Raw genomic sequence first — 20035 nt, 5'->3', positions numbered from 1 at the left:
ATTTAAAAGACATATCAAAAGAACTTACCTAAAATGCAATTATATACACTTTCAGATAAGTCCTATTTATTAGAAATATTTTACCTAAATAATTATTAAACTTGAAAGTTTTTTACCATCAATTTAACTCATCATACTGCTAAAGAAATCCAAAGTCTCTCTCAAAGCTTTGATAAAAATATCGATTTCTTCGCGAGTATTGTAAAAAGATAAACTCGCTCTTGCCGTACCGGGAGCATTTAAAATACGATGCAACGGTTGCGTACAGTGATGTCCGGAACGAATTGCTACACCTTCGTTATCTAATAGAGTTGATAAGTCGTTAGGATGAACAACTCCTGCGGTAAATGAAGCTAATGCAGCCCTTCCATAACCTTTTGCATCGGGTTTGGGACCATAAATTCTTAGTTCTGGTATTTTACCTAATTGCTCAAATAAATAACCAGTCAATTCTGATTCGTAAGCATAGATTTTATCCATGCCAATACCCGACAGATAATCTATGGCCGCACCCAAAGCGATCGCTTCCCCAATTGCAGGAGTACCAGCTTCAAATTTATGCGGTAGTTCTGCGTAGCTGGAATGGTCTAAAAACACATCCGCAATCATTTCTCCACCACCCATGAATGGCGGCATTGCTTGCAAGGTTTCTAATTTACCATACAAAAACCCAATACCTGTAGGAGCGCACATTTTATGTCCGGAAGCTACCAACCAATCGCAGTCAATTTGCTGTACGTCAACTGGCATATGAGGTACGCTTTGGCAGGCATCAATTAATACTTTTGCTCCTTTATTATGAGCTAATTTACAAATTTCTGATACCGGATTTATACAACCCAAGGTGTTAGAAACGTGAACTATTGACACCAATTTGGTTTTATCTGAAAGCAGCTTTTTAAATTGTTCCAAATCAAAGGTTTCTTCCGGTGTCAATTCAACGAATTTCAACACCGCACCAGTCTTTTGAGCAACTAATTGCCACGGTATAATGTTACTATGGTGTTCCATCACCGAAAGAATTATTTCATCTCCAGGTGTTAAATTATTCATTCCCCAACTGTAAGCAACTAAGTTTATTGCTTCAGTAGCGTTGCGGGTAAAAACGATTTCTTCACGAGATTTAGCATTAATGAATTGAGCAATTTTATCTCGTGTTGCTTCGTATGCGTCGGTAGCTTTAGCGCTGAGGTGATGTGCGCCGCGATGTACGTTTGCATTGTACTTTTCGTAGTAGTTACGAATAGTATCGAGTACGAATATAGGTTTTTGAGAAGTTGCAGCGTTATCTAAGTAAACTAAAGGTTTGCCGTTAACTTCTTGGTGTAATATCGGGAAGTCTTGGCGAACCTTATCGGCAAGGGTTTTTTCCTGGGTGAAAGTCATAGGATTTTGGATTTTGGATTATGTCCTTCGGACACACTTCGTGAATGGATTTTGGATTAATAGTTCTGGATTAAAGATTGAATTTTAGTTACGGAATAAATATTATTTCTATCATGCTCAAAAAAGAATGATTTAATTAAACCACAGAGTACGCAGAGAATAAAGAGACAGAGGAAATAAGTAATATTACAGTAGCAATAAAGTAGTTAGTTATAGCTTTATTATTTATTCAATCTAAAATCCAAAATCTATTGACGCGAAAGCGTCTTCCCGTAGGGTAATCTAAAATTCATTTGCTGTTTGAGTTAAATTTTGACGCAGGGAAGGAATGGGTATTTTATTAATTATTTCGGCTGCGAAAGCGTTAATTAATAAGTGACGGGCGTTATTTTCATCAATTCCCCGACTTTGTAAGTAGAAAATTTCATCATCTTCTAACTGACTCACCGTAGCACCGTGAGCGCATTTTACGTTATCGGCAGTAATTTCTAATTGCGGTTTGGTATCTATTCTCGCTTGAGGAGATAGCAGCAAGTTACGATTTAACTGCGATGCGTCTGTTAGTTGCGCGGGTTTAGGAACGAAGATTTTACCGTTGAATACACCATGCGCTTTATCCGCTATGATATTTTTCTGTAATTGCTTGCTGTTACTGTAAGGATGATTCAGAGCAAGTGTGCTGTGAGTATCTGATAATTGACTACCAGAAATCATTGTCAATCCGTTAAGAATTGTTTCGGTTTGTTCGCCTGTTTGTAAGATTTCTAAATTGTGTCGCGATAGCTTTCCACCCAAGGCGATCGCATTACAGGTGTAGCGACTGTTACGCGCTTGAGTAACGACTGTTTTCCCAATATGAAAAGCTTCTACACTATCACGTTCAATTCTGGTATGATTCACTTTCGCGTTTTCATCAACCCAGATTTCTGTAACACTATTATTTAAATAAACTTCTTGTTGGTCTTTCTCTGGGTTTCCGCTGATAAATTCTTCTACAAACGTCACTTCGGAACCACTTTTGGCTACGACTAAACAGCGGGGTTGAGAAATTGCTTTATCAGTAGAAATAAACACTAAGTGTATCGATGTTTCTACTATCACGTCACGAGACAGCCAAATTAGCGCTAGATCATTTATTCCGGCTGTATTGAGTGCTGTAAATACTTCCTTTGCACCTTCAGCCTGTGCTAAATATGCTTTAACTAGTTCACCGTCTAAATTAGGTAAACCAGATAAATTGCTGACTACAACCCCATCTGGTAGATCGGCGATCGCCGATAATTCTTTGACAAATACACCGTTTACAAATACCAATCGAGTATCGCTAATTGCTGTAAATGGAGCGGAATCTGGGGATATTTTCGTGTCTACTTTAAAATCATGTTGACGTAATGCCGATAAATCGGTAAATCGCCATTCTTCATCTTTCTTAGTGGGTAATGTTGAATGACGCACCCAATTAGCAGCGTCATCTTTTAATTGTTGCAGCCATCCTTCACTTTTAACGACGCTAACTTTATCTACTAATCCAGTCAAATAAGCATCTTTATTTAACAGCGCATCTGATAAACTAACTTCGCGGGAATTGGGAATCGAAGAAATTTCTATATTCATTACACACCCACCTCAACACCAGCTTCTTCTAAAATCCAGTCGTAACCGCGAGCTTCTAACTCTAAAGCTAACTCTTTACCACCAGATTTAATAATCCGTCCTTTTGCCATGACATGAACGTAATCCGGGACAATATAGTTAAGCAATCGTTGGTAATGGGTAATCATAATTGTGGCGTTTTCCGCACTGGTTAACTGATTTACCCCATTTGCCACTATTTTCAAAGCGTCGATATCCAAACCAGAATCGGTTTCGTCCAAAATTGCCAAATCTGGTTCTAAAAGCGCCATTTGTAAAATTTCATTACGCTTTTTCTCACCACCAGAAAACCCTTCATTTAAACTGCGATTAAGAAAAGCGGAGTCCATTTTGACAACTTCCAACTTTTCCTCGATCAAATCATCGAAGTCAAAAGCGTCAATTTCTTCTAAACCTTGTGCTTTGCGTCGAGAATTATAAGCGACTCTTAAAAAATCTAAATTGCTGACACCAGGTATTTCTAAAGGATACTGAAACGCCAAGAATACACCATTTCTTGCTCTTTCTTCTGGTTCCATTTCCAAGAGATTTTGTTCGCGAAAAACTACTTCACCACCAGTTACTTCATAACTAGGATGTCCAGCTAAAATCTTAGAAAACGTACTTTTACCAGAACCATTCGGTCCCATAATCGCATGAATTTCACCAGCATGCACCTCCAGATTTATACCCTTGAGAATCTGGTTTCCATCAACATTAGCCGTCAAATCTTTGACTGACAGCACCACTTTGCTATTTTCGTTAATCATCTTTCGATTTTAGATTTTGGATTTTAGATTTTGGATTTAAAAGTTAGGAGTAATTAAGGTCAAAGGTTAAAGGTTAAAGGTTAAAGGTTAAAGGTTAAAATTATTCTTGTCCCCTTGTCCCCTTGTCCCCTTGTCCCCCCATCTCCCCATCTCCCTACTAACCAACACTTCCTTCCAACTTCAAACTCAACAATTTATCAGCTTCTACAGCAAATTCCATTGGTAGCTGATTAAACACGTCCTTGCAGAAACCGCTAATCATCATTGCGATCGCATCTTCTGTGGAAATGCCACGCTGAGAAAAGTAAAATAGTTGGTCTTCCCCAATCTTGGAAGTAGAAGCTTCATGTTCTACTTTTCCAGTATTGTTCTGTACTTGAATATAAGGAAAAGTGTTAGCGTGGGCATTATCTCCAATCAGCATTGAGTCGCATTGAGAATAATTTCTTGCTCCGTCAGCTTTGGGATTGACTTTCACTAAACCCCGATAGCTATTACTGGATTTACCCGCAGAAATTCCTTTAGAAATAATTGTAGAACGAGTGTTTTTACCAACGTGAATCATTTTGGTTCCGGTGTCGGCTTGCTGCATATGATTAGTTAGCGCTACCGAATAAAATTCACCAACGGAGTTATCACCTACTAATACGCAGCTAGGATATTTCCAAGTAATCGCAGAACCCGTTTCTACCTGAGTCCAAGATATTTTGGAATTCTTCCCTTTACATAAACCGCGTTTGGTGACGAAGTTGTAAATTCCACCTTTACCATTTTCATCCCCGGCGTACCAGTTCTGCACGGTAGAGTATTTGATTTCGGCATTATCCATCGCGATTAGTTCCACAACCGCTGCGTGTAGCTGGTTGCTATCGTACATTGGCGCGGTACAGCCTTCAAGATAAGAAACGTAACTGTCTTCTTCCGCAACAATTAAAGTCCGCTCAAACTGTCCGGTATCGCCGTTGTTAATGCGGAAATAGGTAGACAATTCCATCGGACATTTTACGCCTTTGGGAATAAATACGAAAGAACCATCGCTGAAAACGGCAGCATTCAAAGCCGCAAAGTAATTATCCGCAATAGGAACTACGCTTCCAAGATACTTTTGTACTAATTCCGGATGTTCCTGCAAAGCCTCGGAAATCGAACAGAAAATAACTCCGTCTTCCGCGAGCTTTTCTTTAAAAGTAGTTGCTACAGATACACTATCGAAAATTGCATCAACAGCAACATTCGACAACCGCTTTTGTTCCGATAAAGGAATACCCAACTTTTCAAAGGTCTCTAATAAAGTTGGATCTACTTCATCTAAACTTTTTTTCTTCGCGGTTTGCTTAGGCGCAGAATAATAAATGATATTTTGATAATCTATGGCAGGATAACCGACACTAGCCCAATCCGGCTCAGTCATTTTGAGCCACTGATGGTAAGCTTTGAGGCGATACTCCAGCATAAATTCCGGCTCGTTTTTCTTCGCACTGATTGCACGAACTACATCCTCACTTAATCCGCGAGGTATGCTATCTGTTTCGATGTCGGTAACGAAACCGTACTTGTAAGGCTGGTTGACTAAGGTTTTTACGTTGGCACTCATCGCTAATATTCTCTTGCGTTCGCTTCGCTTGTTCTCTCTTTAAGGTTGGGAGATGGGCTATAAAATAGCGGGCTTCCCACCTAAACGTGACTGTAGGTCTCGCGACTGTTACAATAATGATGGAGACTAAAACAACAACTCAGTTGTTTTGATGTATCTTCATTTTACGCCCTTTTAACAACATTGATGTTGTGAAAGTGAAAATTTCTTTAATATTTTTAGGACGACGATGGAAATAAGCCACCAGTCCTCAACCAAACAAGATATCTTGAAATATCTGCTCAAAGAAGTGCAGGCTACAGCTTTGCAGCTTGCGGAGACGTTAAAAGTGAGTCCTCAAGCGATTCGTCGCCATTTGAAAGATTTGGAGGGTGAAGAGTTAATAATTTATTCCTCCGAACAAATGGGTATGGGTCGTCCGCAACACGTTTATCAATTGAGCGATAAAGGCAAAGAACGCTTACGTCGCGAAGTTGGGGATAGTTACGGTCAATTTGCCGTATCCCTACTTGATACTTTAGCAGAAACGGTAGGACGAGACCAAGTAAGTTCGATTTTACAAAAACAATGGAAGCGTAAAGCAGAGGAATATCGGCAACGTTTAGGTAAAGGTTCGTTAAGTCTTCGAGTAGCAGCTTTAGTGGAACTGAGAAAAGCTGAAGGTTTTATGGCTGAATACTATCCTGTAGAAGTTTCAGACTCAGAAGCAGAAGACAAATTTGTTTTTATAGAACATAATTGTGCCATTTCTAATGTTGCCGAATCATTCCCCAGCGTTTGCGGACATGAATTAGAAATGTTTGCTACAGTTTTACCCGACTGTACTGTTGAGCGTACCCAATGGATTATTGATGGTGAACACCGTTGTGGTTATTTAGTAAAAGCGAGGAAATAGTTAGGAGTTAAAAGTTAGGAGTTAGGAGTTAGGAGTTAGGAGTTAAGAATATAAATATATAGGAATTATGGAACCCCAACAGCAACCAACTACACAATTTTTAACTATGGAAGAATCAGAGAAAGTTGATGCTGCTTTACTTTCTTCTCCAGAAAAGTTTCTGACTCGATTGACGATTTCTTCACTGAGAGTATTGCAGCAGATAGCGAAAGAAAATAATGTTGTGGTAGAAGAATTAACTACCAAGCAAATTATTGATTGGTTTGAGAAAGATGGAAAAATTAGACGAGAGAAGGGAGTTGAAGCTGCTTTTTTGAAGTGGTGATCGGGTGTTCAAATAGATATTTTCGGATTGACACAAATTTCTTTGTTAATCTCAAATTTAATTTGTTCGCTCAATGAATCGAATGGTAATACGTTACGCTTGCTTACTCGTTCAAGAACGTTAGTAATAAATTTCGCATCCTTTGCTAAATTCCATTTCTCTTGAAAATGATTGACGCTTTTACGATTCCAAATATAACTCCAACGTAGGAAATAATAAGGAAAATCTGATGTTATCAAGTCTGTAAATGGAACAAAGCTAACAGTACTTTCTGGCTCTAGGTAAATATTTTCACCTACTGCAAGTACAGATAAACAAAAATCAATTTCTTCCGTAACACTCATCAATTTTTCATCGAAGTTATCTATCTGCTGAAAAACAGATGTCCGCACCAAAACACAATTAAAATCGATGATTTGTGTTGGTTTACGTGTAATTTGAGATTTGACTTTATGCAAAGAGTCTTTCACAAAGAACTGTCGATCGAATAAATCTAAACTTCTATCTTTAGATTGAAATTCTAAGCTACCTCCAGCAAAGTGAATAATTTGCTCTGCTAAGTTTCCTTGTACGCAAATTGGACTAACTACTGAAGCATCAGTTTCTTGAGCGCACTTGATGAGATTATTTAACCAACCATCTTTGACTAAGACATCATTGTTGAGGAAAACAACATATTCGGTATCTACGTGCTTTAAACCAATATTACGCGCTTGATTAGGAGATACATATTTTTCTGTACGTATTAACAGAAATCCTTTTTCCTGAGACTGGATTTCTAGATATTGGTTAACTTTTTGAGGAGAATATCCATCTATATAAATTAGTTTAAAAGGAATCTTTGTATATTTATAAATACTTTCAAGTGACTGTTGAGTGCAGCTAAAGCATTGGTGTGGCACAACTATTAGCGTAACTTGCGGACATAACATAGAATTATGAATTGATGTATATCGAATAAATTGGCTTAGTTAACAATATCCTTTATTCGTATAAAAAATATAAATTTAAGATGCTTATTTAGAGAAATAAACGTAAGTTATATTTGAACTAATATTAATAATCAAATAATAAAACTACATAGATCGCATTTATCTGAAATTGCACCACAGTAATTTATACTTTAATTATATTTAATCAAATATACTTTATTTAAAATTTACGCTGCGACATTTCTATATCTGTATCTTCTTCAATGTGCTAATTTTTATTGATACTAAGTAAGATTTGTATAATTCCTCAAATCAAAAAGCACCCGACGATAACGGGTGCTTTCATTAATTATTAAAACTTAGTTTTATATACAAGTTTTTAAGGATTGTGACGGACGCGGGGAGTACGCGCACCTACTGCTGCTCCAATCATTGATGCGACTAAACCGAGCAAAGAACCGAATACAAACCACCACAAACCTTTGGAAGTTGCAGCCGCAATATCACGAGCTTGTTGTGCATTAACGCTAGGTACATTAGCAGGAATATTAGCACCTTGTATCTGTACTTGATTGAGTACTTCTCCAGCATTGTAAGCTGCAACCCCAAAAGCTCCAGATACACCACTTGCAAGCAACCATGAACTAACAGCCAAAGTTGTAGCCCAAAGAATTGCGCCATTTAGCAAAGCTGTACTGCGATTCATCGGACCGCAAGCGCGAGTTGTAATCCAACCTGCAACAAACAAGGAAATTAGTAAAGCAATTGTTGACCAAATACCTACGTTTCCCGCAATGTCGGGTGCTATAGTGCGAGGTGCGCCAGAGTCAGAGACAAAGGTAGCTCCAATTGCACCGAACAACGCGCTCAAAATTAGTTGAGTAGCTAAACCAACCAGCAAGCCGGAAATAATTGGACCCCAACGAACGCGATCGTGATAATCTACAACTCTACTTGCTACCCCCGGTTCCGTAATTACTTCTTCACCAACTCTATTTACGTAAGACATTATTAACCGTTTCTCCTCGCTTTTTGAGTAAAAATTTTATTAGCAATACAACTGCTTATAATTATTAATTAAATTATAAATTCATGTTATCCATATCTATCCAACGGAATAGTTTATAACTCTATCTTTAGCTATAATACAGTATTTTTATTCAATAATAAAAAATAATTTTTGTTAAGAATAATTATGGGATAAGTACATATATTTTATTTATAAAGATACTATAACAAATCTAACAACTATTAAACTGATATATTGGCTAATCCTCATCTATGAAACGCTTGTAGCAAAAATAGCTGTTCCAAAGCACATAATTGAAAAGGTTATTAACTGTTTATGAAGCAGTTTTGAATATACTAGATAACAACATACTGGAGACATGATAATTGAGTCAAAGTCATTGATAAAAATCTTGCCTCCAGAATGACGATCGTTTCCTCCAGTTTTTTGGAAAACATATGTACGGGAATGCATCTAGTGAGCAATGTCATTCACGTATCTTGACCGCAGTACCGACAGCAGTAATTAATAATAAAACACCAGATTGGTCAACATTTATTGTGCCGGTATCAATTTCGATCCCGATAACAGCATTCGCTCCCAAACGCTGCGCTCGTTTTTCTAATTCTGCTAGTGCTTTTTGTTGCCCTTCCTCAAACAAACGCTCGTAACTACCTGTGCGTCCACCGATAATATCTCTTAACCCAGCAAAAAAATCTCGCAAAAAATTACTACCATAAACAATTTCTGCCGTTACAACACCCAAATATGATTCAACGATCGCTCCTTGAATTACATCGGTAGTGGTTATAATCATAGATTTACCTCAAAAACCCTTTTGAATATCAATTCTCAATGATTAATGATTTTGCACCAAAATAAATCCTCCGATCTAAGGTTTTAATCAGAATATTTCCAGATAAATAGGATGAATTGTATTCATAACGCAGATTTCTGTTGACAGCACAGGTAAACGTAGGGTTCGTAACAGAATTTTGTAAGCATAATCCATGCAGTGTGCTTAAAAGGCTCAGTATATCATCTGTTACCTATTCCTAGCAGCGACCCTTGCACGTACAGAAATCAAAAAGGATTGCTATACATTTGAGAAACCGTTAATTATATTTCTACTATTTGTGGCTTAATTGTAGACAGTGCTACATACAAAGACTACTCAAAACGAGATAATATGTGTAAGATGAATTGCTACCCAGAAACAAGCAGCTAAGAAACGTCAAATCCTCAAAAACGGATATTTATTGCTCAAAAGAGTAAAAAAACTCATCACCGAGTAATTACTGAGGAAAATGTTTTTGTATAGCAGAAATGATAAAGTAATGATGAATTTAAAAAAAAGTACGCTAATAGAGTTTTCAAAACCGAATATTTTTGTTTTAATGGACAAGCATAATTTTAAGTTGTGATAAAGTTGCGAAAACTTTCGGGTATTCAACCGTGTACAATCGAACATATTCTTTGATCGGTGTTCTCTTAATAGGAAGCGTTGCAGCAGCAATGCCAACTGTGGCTCAGGCTCAAGTGAAAGTAGCCCAAGCAAGCACTCAGCAGGTAAAAATACTGCTGGACGAAGGTCGTAACTTGGTAAAATCTGGTGACTTTAATGGCGCAATCAGAGTTTATCAAGAAGCTGCGACCTTAGAACCTAAAAATGGTAGTATTTATTCTGGTATCGGTTATTTGTATGCTCAACAAGGAAATTATTCCGCAGCATTAGCCGCTTACCGTCGTGCGGTGGCTCTCAATCCTGACAATGGGGATTATCAGTATGCTCTAGCCTACGTTAGCGGTAGTATGGGCGATAATAATACTGCAAAAGATGCTTACCGCAAGTCTATACAGGTTGACCGTCAAAATGTGAATGCCTACATTGGGTTAGCTTTAATCTTATTACGTTTAGGGGAATACGATAACGCAAAATGGGCATACGAACAAATTGTCGAATTAGACCCCAAAAACCCCCAAGCTTCCGAGTTGCGGGGTAGAATTTTGAATAGAAGTTAATCAAAAGAAGCCGCAGGAGCTTTAAAACAAGCGCTAAATATCTACAAAAGTTAGCAAAGATGGGATGATGTTGCTCGAATAGATGCAATGTTACGAGATCTAGAAGGTTAAAATTGTTTCGATTTGTCTCTAATTAGTAGATAAAGAGCGGGAAAATGCATCTGCACTGAGTTTGCAATCACGATCTGGCATTGAAAGAGCATATTATTATCTCGGTTTCCTAGTGTCGTTTATCATCCTAAGCATGAAGCAAGATAGGACTTAAGACTTGATTGAGTTTATTCCACTTGCTTCATTCTCAAACTTTTTATACCGTTAAGTGTAAAGGAATGGAAATGATAAATTCGGCTCCTTTGCCAAATTCGGAAATACACTGGAGTTCACCTTGATGATTATCAACAATAATTTGATAGCTAATTGCTAATCCCATTCCAATACCTTTCCCTACAGTTTTTGTGGTAAAAAATGGGTCAAATAAATGTTCGCTTACTTCTTGATTAATTCCAATACCATTATCAACAATATGAATTACAGCTTTGTCATCTAAAATTTCTGTAAAAATGCGAATATAAGGATTCTGAATATTGTTTTTTTCGATTCCTTCTTCCAATGCATCGATCGCATTAGAAAGTACGTTCATAAATACTTGATTTAGCTTACTAGGATAACATTCTACTTTTGGTAACTCAGCATATTCTTTGATAATTTGGATTTTTCGTGATGATGCTTGATTAATCCGATGCTCCAATAAAAGTATTGTATTATCAATACCTGCATGGATATCTACACGCTTATAGTTTGCTTCATCGTGGTGAGAAAAATCTCGTAAAGACTGCACAATTTGAGTAATTCTGTTCGCACCTTGCTTCATTGAGTCAAGTAAATGAGGAAAATCTTCGGCTATAAAATCTAAGTCAATGTCATTTATCTGTTGACTAATTTCGGTTGCAGGTTTGGGGTAATGCTTTTGATATAAAGTTATTAAATCTAGCAAATCTTGCACATAGTTTGTTGCTATATCACTATTTCCATAAATAAAGTTGGTAGGATTATTAATCTCGTGAGCAATACCTGCGACTAAACTACCTAAAGATGCCATTTTCTCAGACAGCAATAATCGAGATTGAGTCAGTTTTAATTCTCTAAGGGTTTTTTCTAATTCCTGCGCTTTGTTTCGCTCTTGCAATTCGGATTGTTTAAGAGCAATTTCTGTTCGTTTACGCTCGCTGATATCTCGCGCTACCCAAACTACTTGAGTTTCGGAAATCGGCGAAATATTAGCACTAAACCAATATTTAGTATCTTCTATACACAAACTATAATCATAATTGATTGTCTTTGCCGATTTTAATGCTCGATCAACTTTTTCCAACCAGGTTAATCGCGTTTTATCTTGAAAAAACTGTTCTATTGTTTCGCTAATTAAATCTATATTGCTATTATCTGATTTACTATAATTTGTAGGGATAACTTCTAGGTTATTCAGCATATTGTTCTCAACATGGACAATAAATACAATGTCCGTCATTGCTTCAAACGTTGCTCTTACTTTAGCTTCAGAACTACGTAGCTTTTCTTCAAATAAATCACGTTCATAAATATCTTTTTGAAGTTTGTGGTTTATTGCTTTTAATTCGGATAATTTCCGATCAGCTTCATGCATAAAGCTATATTTTTATTTGATAAATTAATATTGTGGTTTTCGGTTTAATTTAGTATATTTTGAAATCACAACTTACCTGTGTTGAGTATTTTATTGTTCGGGAGATGGGAAGGTAGGTGTAGATAACGTTTCGCTTTGATAAGCATTTTTAATTATCAACCAGTTACTGGCAATAGGCATTCTCCAACCAGTACCGAAAGCGCGATCGCTAATTTTGATTGTTGGGGGTGCTTGTCGTCGCTTGAATTCTGCACGAGCTACCATTTGAATAATGCGGTTGACAACTGCTGCATCATGTCCGGCTGCAACTATTTGCGTTGCTGACTGATAATCGTTGATTAGACGCTGCAAAATGTCATCTAAAACTTCGTATGCTGGTAAGGAATCTTGGTCAACTTGACCGGGTTTAAGTTCAGCGCTTGGTGCTTTGGTCAAAACCTGAAGGGGAATTACTTGCTCATTCCGATTTAACCAACGACAAAGCGAATAAACGCGGGTTTTAGGAACGTCGGCAATTACAGCCAACCCACCATTCATATCACCGTACAAAGTACAGTAACCAACAGCCATTTCTGACTTGTTACCCGTTGATAGCAAAAGATAGCCAAATTTATTAGAAATTGCCATCAATAAGTTACCGCGAATCCGAGATTGAATATTCTCTTCTGCCAAGCCAAATTCGGTATTAGCAAATAATTCTGTAAAGGTGCTGTCATAGGATTGCATTAATTTTTCTATGGGTAGCAACGTTGTTTTTATATCCAGATTAACAGCTAAATCATTGGCATCTTTGATAGAAGATGCGGAACTGTAAGGAGAAGGCATCAGTACACCCAGGACATTTTCTTTACCTAACGCTGCGGTGGCGATCGCGGCAACAATCGATGAATCAATACCACCGCTTAAACCCAATACAACTTTAGAAAAACCACATTTACGAACGTAATCCCGTACTCCTAAAACCAAAGCTTGCCAAATTTCTTCATCTTCTGACTCGTAATCGGGTGTAATAAAACCAATATCCAAATCTTGCTTTTGTTCGTTAAATTCAAGCTGTAATAAATCGGTATCGAAGCCGCAAGCACGACAAGTTAATTCACCCCTTTTATTGAAAGCAAAACTTCTGCCATCAAAGATTAAATCATCATTACCGCCTACTTGATTCACATAAATAATAGGTTTCTCAAAGCGCATTGCAATATGTTTTAACATTGCTTCTCGAAAGTGCTGTTTTCCAGATGTATAAGGAGAAGCTGATAAATTAACAACTAAATTTACGTCCGATTTAGATAGTTCGGCAATTGGATTAATTGAATAATTGCGTTTACCAAAAAACTCTTCATCATTCCATAAATCTTCGCAGATTGTTACACCAATTTTCACGTTATCAAGAGTAAAATAATTAGCTTGCAATCCTGCTTCAAAATAACGTTGTTCGTCAAATACATCGTAAGTTGGTAATAGTCGTTTGTGAAAAATTTGCTGTACTTTTCCTTGTTGTAATAAAGCCATACTGTTATATAGAGGTTTTTCACCTGCTATATGTGCTTTTGAATTTTCTTCAACTGTTCCCACCAATACCGCTAAATCGGCTGGTAACTCCTTGGCTAACTGTTGTAAAGTCATACTCATAGCCTCCACAAAAGCAGGGTTTAATAATAAATCCCGTGGAGGATAGCCGCATAAAGAAAGTTCCGGGGTTAATAATAAACGAGCTTTATCTGCTACCGCTTTTTTTGCTGCGAATAAAATATTTTGAGCATTACCAGACAAATCACCAATTACCGGATTAATTTGAGCAACTGTAATTTTCATTTTAGATTTTAGATTTTAGATTTTGGATTACAAGCGGTTAAGTTATTAATAAAAGATTTAGCCCTTACTAAGAAATAGAACCAGAGACGTATAATAGAATAATCCGATTTAATTTTTGTTAGCATAGCCCGCGATTAAAGAATTAGTACCCTGCTTTCTATTCCCTATTTCCTACTCCCTCTTTTCTATTAAACTGTCGCGCATTTGATTTGTATTTCTCCAGCGAGCAAGATGCTCGCACTACAATAGTATTGCGTTTTTGTCTTATACAATTTAACTGCACGTTAGCTTACCTATTCCCTATTCCCTATTCCCTATTCCCTATTCCCTATAATTAAATAAAAACCAAAGGCTTATCTTTGAAAGGAGCAAAAGCTTCCGCATCAAACTGATACAAACTAGCAGGACGACCAGCACCCCGCGAGACTTTAATTCTGGTATCGCGCAAAAAACCTAACTTGAGCAAACGAGCGCGAAAATTAGAATAATCGGAAAAATTTTCACCTAAAACAGTAGTATAAAACTGATATAAATCGTTCAAAGTAAACTTGTTTGGTAAAACATCAAAAGCGACGGGAGAATACTCTAATTTATTTCGCAAACGTCTATGTCCGTATGAGATAATTTCATTATGATCGAAAGCTAATAACGGTACTTCCTTCACCGGATACCAAGCTACATTGGCAACACCATCTGTAATTAATTTTGCTTCCTCGTATCTGACCAATGCGAAATAACTTACTGATAAATAGCGCACTCCATAACTATCCCTTGCTTCCCTAGGGTCGCGTAGAGGACCGCCAAAAGTATACAATTGTTCTAAATAAAGGTTTTCTACACAGATTTTCTCAGCCATAATGCGATAAGCAGCATCTTCTAAAGATTCACCTTCACGAACTAAAGTACCTGGAAGTCCCCAAGTATTTACAAATGGTTCGGAAGAGCGCATTATTAATAGAACTAATAGCCTATTTTGAGTAATATCAACTGAAAAAATAGCATTGTCAACACCGACTTTGAAATCAGCTAAAGGTTGTTGATTTAAGGTTTGTAAACTTTTTTTCGGGTTGTGTCCTGGCATTCGTATAAATGCTTTTGATTAATATAAGCAGTAACTGAAGGTGTTAAAGCTTGGGTGTTACCATGTTCGCGATACGCTGTTGATGAAATATCTAAACCTGTGAGATTTGCAACGCTAATCTTCCCTCCTAATTCACCTATTTTATCTAAACTATTTTTATCTATTGCATATCCTGGTCTTGGTACAACTAAAACTTTTACGGATTGCAACAAATCTTCAATTCGATACCAACGCTGAAATTGATCGAGCAAATCGGAACCAATTACTAAAGTAAATTCTGTATCTTGACTCCAGCGTTGTTTAGCATTTTCTATTGTGTTAACAGTTCTTAAATGACTTAACTCCTGTTCTAAATTTACATTTTGTCTTGGTGGAGTAATATCAGTAATCAGTAACCGTAGCATTTCTACGCGATTTTCTAAAGATGTTTGATGAGCTTTAAAAGGATTATCTGCTGCCCAAACTGCTACATAATCGTAACAATGAGATAACCATATTAACACCGCTTGATGCCCTGCTGTCGGTGGGTCTGCACTTGTACCGAATAATGCAATTTTCATTATCAATTATCTTTTTGTTTGGTCGGTCAGCTTTTGTAAAGAAGAAGAAATTTCAACTGATAACAATGTTGATGAATTTAGATTTTTAATCTGAGTCGGTAAACTAGCTACTGAAGCGGCGGTTTGTTGTTTTATTTGTTTTATAGTGTAGGGTGAATATAACCTTTTACCATTTTTCATAAATAACTTTAATAAAGGCTGTTTTTCTGGATAATTTTCTCCAACTAATCCCAAGGTATCAGTTTTTAATTCACCTTCTACAACCTCGCGGAAAATCTGCTTTTTACCTGGATAACTTATTTTACCGCTCGACTGTTTCATTACTGGAATGCCGTCAATTTCGACAAGTTTGTAAACTCCGTTTACCGGATTCCCTGTCACCAATCGCGTTCCGATTCCGTAACCATCAATTTGAGCGTTGTTTTCTTGTAATCTGGCAATTTCCCACTCGTCTATATCTCCACTCGCGAAAATTGATACGTTTGGCAAAATTTCTCTGACTTGTTTCGATAATGTTACCAAATCTCCAGAATCTAATCTAATTCCAGTTAAATTTATTTCCCCTGCTTTTACCTTACTCGCTAACTTATGTGCAGCAGCGATGGTATCGTAAGTATCGATTAATAATGCTGCTCCTGGGAAATATTGATGAAATGCCGTAAAAGCCTGTTCTTCACTACCTTCTAATGTACCAAGCGCCATTACTAAAGCATGAGCCATTGTACCGCTGGGTTTTTCACCGAGTTGTAGCGCAGCCAAGACGTTTGATGTTGCATCAAATCCCCCCGCTAAAGCCGCTCGTGCAGCCCACAGCGATGCTTGGGGACTGAATGCACGTCTTGTCCCGAACTCTAGAAGCGTTGTTTTTTCACCCGCAACATTTCGCGATCGCGCTGCCCGTGTAGCAATCAATGTCTGGTAATTTAAGGTATTGAGCAAATAAGTTTCGACCAATTGTGCTTGCCATAACGGCGCTTCGATTCGCAACAATGGCTCCAGCGCAAATACCGCAGTCCCTTCAGGAACAGCCCATACATCCCCTGTAAATCCCCCCGATTCTAATAACGACCAAAATTGAGCAGGAGCCGATTCAAAAATCCCCGTTCCCTGCAAAGCTTTAATTTGAGCAGAACTAAAGCGGAATTTTTCCAAATACTCTAGCGCTTGCTCCAATCCCATCGCAATTAAATAACCAAATCCTTCCGGCAGTTTTCTAGCAAACAACTCAAAGCTAGCTTGTTTTTGATCTATACCTTCACCTGCATAACAAGCCGCCATCGTCAACTGATAAAGGTCTGTCAGCAAACTGCAATCGTCACTGGAAAAGCTTAACTGTTCCGACAAAGACGTATCAGCGTTAAACAAAGTCGTCATTCAAACGCACCTTAACAAAACCTGCTTTCATTTATGGTAGTTTTCACCATAAATATTGTCAAGGATTAGTTAAATACTTGCGCGAATAAACTTGATGGGGGTCGATATATTTAAATTTTTCAACATGCGGTTCTATAGCTATCATAGGGTTTCTCCAACGGCGATGCGTTCCATTATGGTTCCGGGAACCAGCCGTTTCGAGTACGAATTAGCTTACTTTAAATTTATAAACGTAAAACAGCAGATACTTGGTAAATAAAATCAGAAAAATGAATCAACATTTCACGTAATCGGTGGGAAAAGATAACTTAAAGCCACCGATTTTTTTGATTTGATTTTAGTTAATTGAAGTTAACTGACGACGCAAATTTTGCTGTTTGTTAAATTCCTTTTGTTCTAGTGTCAATACATCGTAATTAATCGGAGGACGCATTTCCCACTGAAGCTCAGCTAGAAGCAACAAACTTATTCCCATCACTAAACCAGTAGCAAGAAACTGTTTACCATCACAATAAGGTAAAAGCAAAATCCCTAATAAATGAATTGCTGCGGTAATTAAAAAAGTGCTAGATTTAACAGCCCATGCCGTAATCATATAGCCAACCGCACTCAACCCCAACCATAACGGACATAAACGCATCAAGACTTGTCCCCAACCCAGAAAAATTCCGGCATCAGTTAAGACAATACCGCTTAACATTAAAGCTACCCAAACATATATCAACCACCGCAAACGTTCTACACTTACCCAAAACCAGGTAAATGCAATCATCATCACAGTTGCGATCGCAGTAAGTATTGTCCATAAAACTGCTTGGGTAGTCCAACTAACGGATAAAAACTGGGCTGTGGTAAAGATTACAGTAGATATTAATCCCCAAATAATAAATACTTGGTCTATACGAGTATAAAATCCTGAAATCAATCTAATATTGCCAACTTTGCCACTTATACGCCAAATACCTTGTAAATCCTGGTAATCTAAATCTTCCTGTTTATCGCGCAGGAGAGGTTTAGATAGAGTTAAAAATGTCATTAGAAGTCATCCGTCGTAAGCAATAAGTTTTTCTATGTCTATAGAAGTATTTTAGTAAGACTTGATCGAGTTTTGCAACCTATTGTCAATAAAAACACCAGAAATTCGTTCGTTTAAAACTTTTTTGAGATTGATGTTCGTGGTAAACCATCTATAGAGACTTTTGGATGGCAGTGACTCATAAACTGCGTAAATCTTTTAAATCAAACAGCTTGGGCTATTTTTTAACGAATCCAATGTCGGCTTAATAATTAAGTCAGACAGATTATTTATCGATAAAAGTGGGGAATTCAAGTCATTGTCAAGCTGAAGTCAGCTTTGATAATAACGAGGAAAGTCAATGCAGAAAATGCTTTGGAAATTTGTAATTGGTACTTTAGTATTACCTTATTGCGTGGAGCTTGAAATAGCTTCAGCAACAATAAGAAAAGATGTTCAAATTCCTGTAAAGTCTGAATTAGAATTGCTATCTACACAAAGCGAACAAGCTGTAGTAGGGGAAACTATACCTGCAATTAATCAGCACGATTACAAAATTAGTCATCAAAAAAGACGTTATCGGAAACGCAATCATTACAAGCCTCGTCATTACCAACGACGTAATCACAACCCACATTACCGAAGAGTTAATTATCGCAACAATTATCAAAATTGTCCCAAATCCCGTAGCAGAAGAGTAAATTACCATCCAGCATCTTATCGGCAAGAGGCTTATCCGATCAATAATATGATTTATCGTCGGCATTACTATCGTCGTCATTAGATTACTGATTTTGGAAAGATTATTTTTTTATATAAATAACCCGGTTTCCTCACAGAAGCCGGGGTTTTTTCGTAGATAATAATATTGCAATTCTGTATTAATTTGTGACAATCTAACGAAGAATTATCTGATTTAACACAAAAGCTAAAGCTGCACTTCCTAAAGGAACGGTTAAATTATCAATACCAAGAATTGAAATAGCTTCTAAACCAGTAGCAACCACAGCAACAACTACTGATACTAACCAAGTTTGCCAAGTATTACCCTGTACGCTTAATAAAATTAAACTACTGATAATAAAACTAACTAAAGTCATAGTCAGAGAACCTTCTAAACTTTTTTGCCCTCCTAACACATTGTATTTATGCTTACCAAAACGCTGGCCGATTAGCGCTGCCAATCCATCTCCCCACGCCATAATTAATATTCCCAGTGCGGCGTAAAATGGTTGTTTTAAATACCAAAACCAAGCAATCAAAATGCCAATACTAACTGAATAGAAAAAAGTCCCTAAACTTTTGCGTCCGACACTATTTATACCGGGAAGAATTGGAAATCGGTAGGATAGCAAAGTAAATGCGCTTGCTAAAATCGAAGCAGCAATACCTATACTTGCAGGCATATCTAACCACCAAGCAAGCAAAATTACGTTACCAGTACCAATGTGAACTATCTTGCGGACGATTTCCGCATCGCTCTTAGCTAGACGACTCACTCCTCCCGCACCCAGAAGAATCAGCGACACCCAAACACCAACGGCTAAAATTTGCAGCCATAAAGGCGGAATAGAATCTATTGAAGTAAATAAACTCAACTTAAATACAATTAAATAAAATTTTTCCCATGTTACCAATTTATATGATTTTTGCTGTTGTATGAAACTATTATTGATTTGGTTTATTCGGTTCTACCGAATGTTTATTTCACCCCTATTTCCCCCAACCTGTCGTTTCCAACCCACTTGTTCGATGTACGCGATGCAAGCAATCGAACGTTTCGGAGTATTGCGCGGTTCCTGGTTGGCAATTCGGCGTATTTCCCGCTGTCATCCATTTCATCCCGGCGGTTATGACCCAGTTCCGGAGGAGGAAAAGAGATAGGGGGATGGGGGGGATGGGGGGATGGGGAGATGGGGAGATGGGGGGACAAGGGGACAAGGAGAAATAATTCTTATTAAC

Annotated in this window: 18 protein-coding genes and 1 pseudogene; 5 read left to right on the top strand and 14 right to left on the bottom strand. The window is 37.5% G+C overall.

Features of this window, described 5'->3' with window-relative positions; all coding sequences use genetic code 11:
* Positions 1-123: 123 nt before the first annotated feature.
* From VB797_RS28515 to sufB, 4 genes are all read right to left on the bottom strand, one after another.
* The gene (locus VB797_RS28515; protein ID WP_323241141.1) at positions 124-1386 is read right to left on the bottom strand and encodes a cysteine desulfurase; all 1263 of its coding nucleotides are present in this window, start codon (positions 1384-1386) and stop codon (positions 124-126) included.
* A gap of 282 nt (positions 1387-1668) precedes the next feature.
* Complete coding sequence (gene sufD, locus VB797_RS28510; protein WP_323241140.1) at positions 1669-3000, bottom strand: Fe-S cluster assembly protein SufD; 1332 nt, start codon at positions 2998-3000, stop codon at positions 1669-1671.
* Positions 3000-3788: a Fe-S cluster assembly ATPase SufC gene (gene sufC / locus VB797_RS28505; protein WP_323241139.1), complete on the bottom strand. Its 789-nt coding sequence runs from the start codon at positions 3786-3788 to the stop codon at positions 3000-3002. Before sufC ends, sufD begins: the two co-directional genes overlap by 1 nt.
* A 157-nt stretch (positions 3789-3945) precedes the next feature.
* A complete protein-coding gene (sufB, locus tag VB797_RS28500) occupies positions 3946-5382 on the bottom strand; it encodes a Fe-S cluster assembly protein SufB (protein WP_323241138.1) in 1437 nt (478 codons plus the stop codon).
* 229 nt (positions 5383-5611) lie between these two features.
* On the opposite strand from sufB, the gene sufR reads away from it, so the two are divergent.
* Positions 5612-6277 carry an iron-sulfur cluster biosynthesis transcriptional regulator SufR gene (gene sufR, locus VB797_RS28495; RefSeq protein WP_323241137.1) on the top strand — a complete coding sequence of 222 codons (666 nt, stop codon included), beginning with the start codon at positions 5612-5614 and terminating at the stop codon, positions 6275-6277.
* A 67-nt stretch (positions 6278-6344) separates the two neighbouring features.
* Complete coding sequence (locus VB797_RS28490; protein WP_323241136.1) at positions 6345-6602, top strand: hypothetical protein; 258 nt, start codon at positions 6345-6347, stop codon at positions 6600-6602.
* 8 nt (positions 6603-6610) lie between these two features.
* Here the strand turns inward: VB797_RS28490 and VB797_RS28485 are convergent, their stop codons facing one another.
* The 3 genes from VB797_RS28485 to VB797_RS28475 all read right to left on the bottom strand — a co-directional run bounded on the left by VB797_RS28485 (position 6611) and on the right by VB797_RS28475 (position 9360).
* On the bottom strand, positions 6611-7504 hold the full coding sequence (locus VB797_RS28485; protein WP_416350945.1) for a glycosyltransferase family 2 protein: 894 nt from the start codon (positions 7502-7504) through the stop codon (positions 6611-6613).
* A 409-nt stretch (positions 7505-7913) separates the two neighbouring features.
* The gene (locus VB797_RS28480; protein ID WP_323241134.1) at positions 7914-8543 is read right to left on the bottom strand and encodes a hypothetical protein; all 630 of its coding nucleotides are present in this window, start codon (positions 8541-8543) and stop codon (positions 7914-7916) included.
* Positions 8544-9030: 487 nt separating this feature from the next.
* Positions 9031-9360 carry a YbjQ family protein gene (locus VB797_RS28475; RefSeq protein WP_323241133.1) on the bottom strand — a complete coding sequence of 110 codons (330 nt, stop codon included), beginning with the start codon at positions 9358-9360 and terminating at the stop codon, positions 9031-9033.
* A gap of 698 nt (positions 9361-10058) precedes the next feature.
* Here VB797_RS28475 and VB797_RS28470 point away from each other — a divergent pair.
* Positions 10059-10619, top strand: a pseudogene (locus tag VB797_RS28470) (tetratricopeptide repeat protein).
* Positions 10620-10872: 253 nt separating this feature from the next.
* Here VB797_RS28470 and VB797_RS28465 read toward each other — a convergent pair.
* The 6 genes from VB797_RS28465 to VB797_RS28440 all read right to left on the bottom strand — a co-directional run bounded on the left by VB797_RS28465 (position 10873) and on the right by VB797_RS28440 (position 18094).
* On the bottom strand, positions 10873-12228 hold the full coding sequence (locus VB797_RS28465; RefSeq protein WP_323241132.1) for an ATP-binding protein: 1356 nt from the start codon (positions 12226-12228) through the stop codon (positions 10873-10875).
* Between the two features lie 90 nt (positions 12229-12318).
* On the bottom strand, positions 12319-14043 hold the full coding sequence (locus VB797_RS28460; RefSeq protein ID WP_323241131.1) for an NAD+ synthase: 1725 nt from the start codon (positions 14041-14043) through the stop codon (positions 12319-12321).
* A 334-nt stretch (positions 14044-14377) separates the two neighbouring features.
* Positions 14378-15124: an NUDIX hydrolase gene (locus VB797_RS28455; protein WP_323241130.1), complete on the bottom strand. Its 747-nt coding sequence runs from the start codon at positions 15122-15124 to the stop codon at positions 14378-14380.
* Positions 15085-15684, bottom strand: coding sequence for a nicotinate-nucleotide adenylyltransferase (locus tag VB797_RS28450; protein ID WP_323241129.1), 600 nt, complete (start codon positions 15682-15684; stop codon positions 15085-15087). Before VB797_RS28450 ends, VB797_RS28455 begins: the two co-directional genes overlap by 40 nt.
* A gap of 6 nt (positions 15685-15690) precedes the next feature.
* Positions 15691-17058: a nicotinate phosphoribosyltransferase gene (locus VB797_RS28445; protein ID WP_323241128.1), complete on the bottom strand. Its 1368-nt coding sequence runs from the start codon at positions 17056-17058 to the stop codon at positions 15691-15693.
* 337 nt (positions 17059-17395) lie between these two features.
* A complete protein-coding gene (locus VB797_RS28440; protein WP_323241127.1) occupies positions 17396-18094 on the bottom strand; it encodes a hypothetical protein in 699 nt (232 codons plus the stop codon).
* A gap of 340 nt (positions 18095-18434) precedes the next feature.
* Here VB797_RS28440 and VB797_RS28435 point away from each other — a divergent pair, with 340 nt between their 5' ends.
* On the top strand, positions 18435-18857 hold the full coding sequence (locus tag VB797_RS28435) for a hypothetical protein (RefSeq protein WP_323241126.1): 423 nt from the start codon (positions 18435-18437) through the stop codon (positions 18855-18857).
* Positions 18858-18969: 112 nt separating this feature from the next.
* Here the strand turns inward: VB797_RS28435 and VB797_RS28430 are convergent, their stop codons facing one another.
* On the bottom strand, positions 18970-19683 hold the full coding sequence (locus VB797_RS28430; protein ID WP_416350946.1) for a diacylglycerol/polyprenol kinase family protein: 714 nt from the start codon (positions 19681-19683) through the stop codon (positions 18970-18972).
* A 49-nt stretch (positions 19684-19732) separates the two neighbouring features.
* On the opposite strand from VB797_RS28430, the gene yidD reads away from it, so the two are divergent.
* Positions 19733-19957: a membrane protein insertion efficiency factor YidD gene (yidD, locus tag VB797_RS28425; RefSeq protein WP_323241125.1), complete on the top strand. Its 225-nt coding sequence runs from the start codon at positions 19733-19735 to the stop codon at positions 19955-19957.
* Positions 19958-20035: the final 78 nt, after the last annotated feature.

Source organism: Rivularia sp. UHCC 0363, from assembly GCF_034931125.1.
GTDB lineage: Bacteria > Cyanobacteriota > Cyanobacteriia > Cyanobacteriales > Nostocaceae > Rivularia.
The sequence above is the reverse complement of the archived record's forward strand: the minus strand, read 5'-3'. Positions and strand labels throughout refer to the sequence as shown.

Excerpts from the sequence above, each read along its gene's own strand:
- yidD (WP_323241125.1), top strand. The coding sequence starts at position 19,733 with ATGAAACTATTATTGATTTGGTTTATTCGGTTCTACCGAATGTTTATT.
- VB797_RS28490 (WP_323241136.1), top strand. The coding sequence starts at position 6,345 with ATGGAACCCCAACAGCAACCAACTACACAATTTTTAACTATGGAAGAA.
- VB797_RS28455 (WP_323241130.1), bottom strand. The coding sequence starts at position 15,124 with ATGCCAGGACACAACCCGAAAAAAAGTTTACAAACCTTAAATCAACAA.
- sufC (WP_323241139.1), bottom strand. The coding sequence starts at position 3,788 with ATGATTAACGAAAATAGCAAAGTGGTGCTGTCAGTCAAAGATTTGACG.
- sufR (WP_323241137.1), top strand. The coding sequence starts at position 5,612 with ATGGAAATAAGCCACCAGTCCTCAACCAAACAAGATATCTTGAAATAT.
- VB797_RS28445 (WP_323241128.1), bottom strand. The coding sequence starts at position 17,058 with ATGACGACTTTGTTTAACGCTGATACGTCTTTGTCGGAACAGTTAAGC.
- sufB (WP_323241138.1), bottom strand. The coding sequence starts at position 5,382 with ATGAGTGCCAACGTAAAAACCTTAGTCAACCAGCCTTACAAGTACGGT.
- VB797_RS28450 (WP_323241129.1), bottom strand. The coding sequence starts at position 15,684 with ATGAAAATTGCATTATTCGGTACAAGTGCAGACCCACCGACAGCAGGG.
- VB797_RS28465 (WP_323241132.1), bottom strand. The coding sequence starts at position 12,228 with ATGCATGAAGCTGATCGGAAATTATCCGAATTAAAAGCAATAAACCAC.
- VB797_RS28475 (WP_323241133.1), bottom strand. The coding sequence starts at position 9,360 with ATGATTATAACCACTACCGATGTAATTCAAGGAGCGATCGTTGAATCA.
- VB797_RS28435 (WP_323241126.1), top strand. The coding sequence starts at position 18,435 with ATGCAGAAAATGCTTTGGAAATTTGTAATTGGTACTTTAGTATTACCT.
- VB797_RS28460 (WP_323241131.1), bottom strand. The coding sequence starts at position 14,043 with ATGAAAATTACAGTTGCTCAAATTAATCCGGTAATTGGTGATTTGTCT.
- VB797_RS28480 (WP_323241134.1), bottom strand. The coding sequence starts at position 8,543 with ATGTCTTACGTAAATAGAGTTGGTGAAGAAGTAATTACGGAACCGGGG.
- sufD (WP_323241140.1), bottom strand. The coding sequence starts at position 3,000 with ATGAATATAGAAATTTCTTCGATTCCCAATTCCCGCGAAGTTAGTTTA.
- VB797_RS28440 (WP_323241127.1), bottom strand. The coding sequence starts at position 18,094 with ATGACATTTTTAACTCTATCTAAACCTCTCCTGCGCGATAAACAGGAA.
- VB797_RS28515 (WP_323241141.1), bottom strand. The coding sequence starts at position 1,386 with ATGACTTTCACCCAGGAAAAAACCCTTGCCGATAAGGTTCGCCAAGAC.